The 5,308-nt window shown below is 69.7% G+C and carries 6 protein-coding genes and 1 pseudogene; all 7 read left to right on the forward strand.

Annotated features, from left to right (window positions below; genetic code table 11):
- Positions 1–664, forward strand: a pseudogene (locus RSA25_RS18825) (ATP-dependent metalloprotease); the annotation flags it as partial.
- A 102-nt stretch (positions 665–766) separates the two neighbouring features.
- Complete coding sequence (locus tag RSA25_RS18830; RefSeq protein ID WP_332810355.1) at positions 767–955, forward strand: hypothetical protein; 189 nt, start codon at positions 767–769, stop codon at positions 953–955.
- An 88-nt stretch (positions 956–1,043) separates the two neighbouring features.
- Positions 1,044–1,547, forward strand: coding sequence for a hypothetical protein (locus RSA25_RS18835; protein ID WP_332810356.1), 504 nt, complete (start codon positions 1,044–1,046; stop codon positions 1,545–1,547).
- A gap of 57 nt (positions 1,548–1,604) precedes the next feature.
- Positions 1,605–2,504: a dihydropteroate synthase gene (folP, locus tag RSA25_RS18840; protein WP_332810357.1), complete on the forward strand. Its 900-nt coding sequence runs from the start codon at positions 1,605–1,607 to the stop codon at positions 2,502–2,504.
- Positions 2,504–3,457, forward strand: coding sequence for a tRNA (adenosine(37)-N6)-dimethylallyltransferase MiaA (gene miaA / locus RSA25_RS18845; protein ID WP_332810358.1), 954 nt, complete (start codon positions 2,504–2,506; stop codon positions 3,455–3,457). The genes folP and miaA overlap by 1 nt, the downstream gene beginning before the upstream one ends.
- A gap of 106 nt (positions 3,458–3,563) precedes the next feature.
- Positions 3,564–3,848, forward strand: a complete 285-nt coding sequence (hfq, locus tag RSA25_RS18850; RefSeq protein ID WP_332810359.1) for an RNA chaperone Hfq — start codon at positions 3,564–3,566, stop codon at positions 3,846–3,848.
- Positions 3,849–3,874: 26 nt separating this feature from the next.
- Complete coding sequence (gene hflX, locus RSA25_RS18855; protein WP_332810360.1) at positions 3,875–5,185, forward strand: ribosome rescue GTPase HflX; 1,311 nt, start codon at positions 3,875–3,877, stop codon at positions 5,183–5,185.
- Positions 5,186–5,308: the final 123 nt, after the last annotated feature.

Below are 5,308 nucleotides of genomic sequence, written 5' to 3' on the forward strand. Positions count from 1 at the left end.
GGCCGGCCACGCCATCATCGGCCGCCTGGTGCCCGAGCATGATCCGGTCTACAAGGTCACCATCATCCCGCGCGGCCGCGCGCTGGGCGTGACCATGTACCTGCCCGAGGGCGACAAGTACTCGATCAACCGCGTGGCCATCAACTCCCAGCTGTGCTCGCTGTACGGCGGCCGCATCGCCGAGGAATTGATCTTCGGGCCGGACAAGGTCACCACCGGTGCCTCCAACGACATTGAGCGCGCCACCAAGATGGCCCGCAACATGGTCACCAAGTGGGGCCTGTCCGAGACCCTCGGTCCGATCGCCTATGGCGAGGAAGACGATGAGGTGTTCCTGGGCCGTTCGGTGACCCAGCACAAGAGCGTGTCCAACGACACCGCGCGCCGTATCGACGAGGAAGTGCGCAGCATCCTGGACAAGGCCTACGCCCGCACCACCGAGTTGATGACGGCCAACGTGGACAAGCTGCACGCCATGTCGCAGCTGCTGCTGCAGTACGAAACCATCGATGCGCCGCAGATCGACGCCATCATGGAAGGCCGCGATCCGCCGCCGCCGGCGGGCTGGAACAAGTCCAACAAGAGCGACAGCGGCAGCAACAACGACAAGGGCGGTGACGCCCGTCCGGTGCCGCCGATCGCCGGTCCCGCCGAACAGCTGTAAGCGGCGCGGTCAACGATGCAGACGAAGGCCGGGGAAACCCGGCCTTCGCTGTTTCCGGGACATAATGGCGGCCCCACCGTCGTCCCTTGTTCCGGAGTTGCCATGTCCACCCCACCGCCGCAGCCGCCTTCGCATACCGCCGAAATGGTGATCGCCACGGTCGTGGGCGTGGGCATCGGCCTGTTCCGCGACAACTTCCTGCTGGGCGCCGGCATCGGCATCGCGCTGGGCATCCTGCTCAGCATCGCCAAGACCCTGTACGTGGACCGCAAGCGCCGCCAGCAGCGCTGAACCGCGCTTGCGCCAACGCCGCGCGCTGGGCACGATGGCCAGGCACGGTCGCACGCGGCGGCCGTCCACATCATTCCAGGGGGAATCCATGCGTCATCTCAAGTGCACGGCGGTTGCCGTGCTGCTCTGCTGCGCCACGCCGGTGCTCGCCGCCGACATCCACATGCAGGATGTGGTGCCTTACGGCGAAGCCACCTACGTCGCCGACAACATCAAGGCCGAGTGCCCGATCGGCACCCAGCTGGCGATCGCGGTGGGCCACAACGCCCCCGAACACGGCAACCGCATCGTCTTCTCGGCCACGCCGGTGGCGCCGGACGCCGGCCGCGTGCTCCAGCTTGAGCTGGTGGAGGCCCAGAGCGCCGGCAACGCGTTTGCCGGGCATTACAAGTCGGCCACCGCACGTGGGGTGCTGTACCAGGACGGGCAGAAGATCGCCTCGGTCACCGCGCGCCGCACCTCGCGGGGTGGCGCCTTCGCCGGCTTCAAGGGCTCGTGCAGCGTGCTCGAGCGCACCGTCAATGCGATGGGCGAAGACCTGGCGCAGTGGCTGGCCAACCCGGTCGATGGCGCCCGCCTGGGCGACCTCTAGGAGGGGCGGCGGCACGCCAGCGTAAACTACGCGCTGGCGTACTTCGTGGACTTGCCCATGTTCGACACTTCTCCCCGGCTGGACTGTGCCGGCCGATCCCTGCGGCTGGACCAGCCGCGCGTGATGGGTATCGTCAACGTCACCCCGGACTCGTTCTCCGACGGCGGCGCGCACGACACACTGGAGGCAGCGGTCGCCCATGGCCTGCGGTTGGTGGAGGAGGGCGCGGACCTGCTCGACATCGGCGGCGAATCGACCCGCCCGGGCAGCGCGCCGGTGCCGCTGGAGGAAGAGCTGCGCCGGGTGATCCCGGTGATCGAGCAGCTCGCGGCGCAGACCCAGGTGCCGATCAGCATTGATACCTTCAAGCCGGAGGTGATGCGCGCGGCGGTCGCCGCCGGCGCCGGCATGATCAACGACATCCACGCATTGCGCCAACCCGGGGCGCTGGCGGCCGCCGCCGAGCTGGGTGTGCCGGTGGTGCTGATGCACATGCAGGGCGAGCCGGGCAGCATGCAGGACACCCCGCATTACGACGACGTGGTCGCCGAGGTGCATCGTTTCCTCGCCGAGCGGATGTTCGCCGCGGAGATGGCCGGCATCGAGAAAAAGCACCTGGTGATCGACCTGGGATTCGGGTTCGGCAAGACCACCGCGCACAACATGACGCTGCTGGCGCGCTCGGCGCGTTTCCTGGAGCTGGGCGTGCCGATGCTGGCCGGCCTGTCGCGCAAGCGCAGCATCGGCGAGCTGACCGGCCGCCAGGCGCCGGCCGACCGCATGGCCGGCTCGGTGGCCGCGCACCTGATCGCGGCCCAGCGCGGGGCCCTGCTGCTGCGCGTGCATGACGTGGCGGCCACCGTCGACGCGCTCAAGGTGTGGGCGGCCGTCGACGCGGTGCCCACCCCGCGCGTGGCCGCCGCCCCCGCCATGCCGCGCTGGCCGGACGAGGACTGATGGGCGTCGACCAGCGCCCGCTGGCGATCGCGGTGATGGGCCCGACCGCCTCGGGCAAGACCGCCACGGCGATCGCGCTGGCCCGCCAGCTCGGCGGGGAGATCGTCAGCGTCGATTCGGCGCTGGTCTACCGTGGCCTGGACATCGGCTCGGCCAAGCCGGACGCGGTCGAGCGCGCGCAGGCGCCGCACCACCTGCTGGACCTGCGCGATCCCTGGCAGCCGTATTCGGCGGCCGAGTTCGCGGTCGATGCCGCCCGTGCCGTGGCCGACATCGTGGCCCGCGGCCGCATGCCGATCCTGGCCGGCGGCACCGGCCTGTATTTCCGCGCCCTGCTGCAGGGCCTGTCGCCGATGCCCCCGGCCGATCCGGCCACCCGCGCGCGGATCGCCGAGGAGGCGGCCGCCCAGGGCTGGGGCGCGTTGCATGCCGAACTGGCCCGGGTCGACCCGGCCGCCGCCGCCCGTATCCATGCCACCGACCCGCAGCGCATCCAGCGGGCGCTGGAGGTGTACCGGCTGAGCGGCACCCCGATCAGCGAGTGGCAGAAGCTGCCCGGGGTGGACCGCTTGCCGGTGCGCACCCTGAAACTGGTGCTGGCCCCGCGCGCGCGCAGCGTGTTGCACCAACGCATCGAGGCCCGTTTCGACGCCATGCTCGGCCAGGGCCTGCTGGATGAGGTGCGCGCCCTGCGCGCCCTGCCGGCGATGGGCCGGGTCGCCGCGCCGCTGGACCTGCCGGCGATCCGCGCCGTCGGCTACCGCCAGGCCTGGGAGTTCCTGGACGGGCAGGGCACGGCCGCCCAGTTCCGTGAACGCGGCATCCAGGCCACCCGCCAGCTGGCCAAGCGTCAGCTGACCTGGCTGCGTGGCGAGCTTGATGTGCGCTGGTTCGACCCCCATCTGGATCAGGCTTCCCTGGCGGATGCAGTGGCGGCCTTCGTCGCGCGCTGAGTCCACGCCTTCCCCCCTCCGGCCCGTGTACCATCAAGGATTCCGGTGGGCGGCGGGGGCCGCGCAACTGCCGGAAGACCATAAAAACAATAATCAGGAGTTCGCAATGTCCAAGGGGCAATCGCTGCAGGATCCGTTTCTGAATGCACTTCGGCGCGAGCGCGTGCCGGTTTCGGTGTATCTGGTCAATGGCATCAAGCTGCAGGGAACGATTGAATCGTTCGACCAGTTCGTGGTGCTGCTGCGCAATACGGTGAGCCAGATGGTGTACAAGCACGCCATCTCGACCGTGGTGCCGGCGCGCAACGTGCGGGTCGGTCCGGGCGGCGGCTATGTGCAGTCCAATGAAGGTGGCGCCGAAGGCGTCGAAGGCGAAGACGACGTTGAGTGATACGTTGACCCATTGCGGAGAAGTGCGTGTTTGACCGTTCGAAACGAGGCGAACACGCGCTGCTGATCCAGCCGCATGCCGGCCGGCTTGAAGAAGACGTGCTGGAAGAATTCACCGACCTGGCGCGTTCGGCGGGGGCGAGCATCGCCGCCACGCTGACCGCGCGCATCGATCGGCCCAATCCGTCGATCCTGATCGGCACCGGCAAGCTGGACGAGGTGAAAGCCGCGGCCGAGGCGACCGGCGCCGACCTGATCCTGGTCAACCACGCGCTGACGCCCGGCCAGGAGCGCAACCTGGAGCGTTTCCTGGAGCGCCGGGTGATCGACCGCACCGGGTTGATCCTGGACATCTTCGCCCAGCGGGCGCACAGCCATGAAGGCAAGCTGCAGGTCGAGCTGGCGCAGTTGCGCCACATGGCCACGCGGCTGGTGCGCGGCTGGACCCACCTGGAGCGCCAGCGCGGTGGTGCCATCGGCTTGCGCGGTCCGGGTGAAACCCAGCTGGAAACCGACCGCCGCCTGTTGCAGAAGCGCGTGGAGCAGTTGCAGAAGAAGCTGGAAAAGGTGGAAGTGCAGCGCACCCAGATGCGCCGCGCGCGCCTGCGCAGCGAACTGCCGCGCGTGGCCCTGGTCGGCTACACCAATGCCGGCAAGTCCACGCTGTTCAATGCGCTGACCGGCGCGGAGGCGTATGCCGCCGACAAGCTGTTCGCCACCCTGGACCCCACCGTGCGCCGGATCATCGTGCCCGGCGGCAGCGTGGTGCTGGCCGACACCGTCGGCTTCGTCCGCGACCTGCCGCATGAACTGGTGGCCGCGTTCCGCTCGACCCTGAGCGAAGCGCGCGAGGCCGATTTCCTGCTGCACGTGGTCGATGCCGCCGATCCGCACCGCGAGGAGCGCATCGCCCAGGTCGACGAGGTGCTGGCCGAGGTGGGCGCCGGCGACCTGCCGCAGCTGCTCGTGTTCAACAAGATCGACCGCATCGACGGCGCCGAGGTCCGCCACGACGGCCAGGACGGCATACCCGACGAGGCCCGGCGCGAGCGCGTCTGGATCTCCGCCCGTGATGGGCTGGGGATGCCGCTGCTGGAGTCGGTGCTGGGCAAGCGCCTGGGCCTGCAGCACGTCAGCGGCGAACTGCGCCTGCCGCCCAGTGCCGGTCGCCTGCGTTCGCGCCTGCACCAGTTGGAAGTGGTGCGCCGAGAACAGGCCGACGAGGACGGTTGGCTGCTGGACGTGGACCTGCCCATCGCCGAGGCCGAGAAGCTGGCGGCCGGCGAGGACGGCGCACCGATCCGCGCGTTGCTGCCGGAAAAACTGCCCGAGTGGTGACACGGGGGGGCGGCCGGTGGCCGGCGCCGCGCAAGGCCGGCCCCGCGCCGGCCTGTGCGCTGCGACCAGCGGTCGCACCGCCTGCCCACGACAGCCGCGTCCAATTGGGCTAAAAAAGGGGGC

Source organism: Stenotrophomonas sp. (assembly GCF_036662295.1).
Classification (GTDB): domain Bacteria; phylum Pseudomonadota; class Gammaproteobacteria; order Xanthomonadales; family Xanthomonadaceae; genus Stenotrophomonas.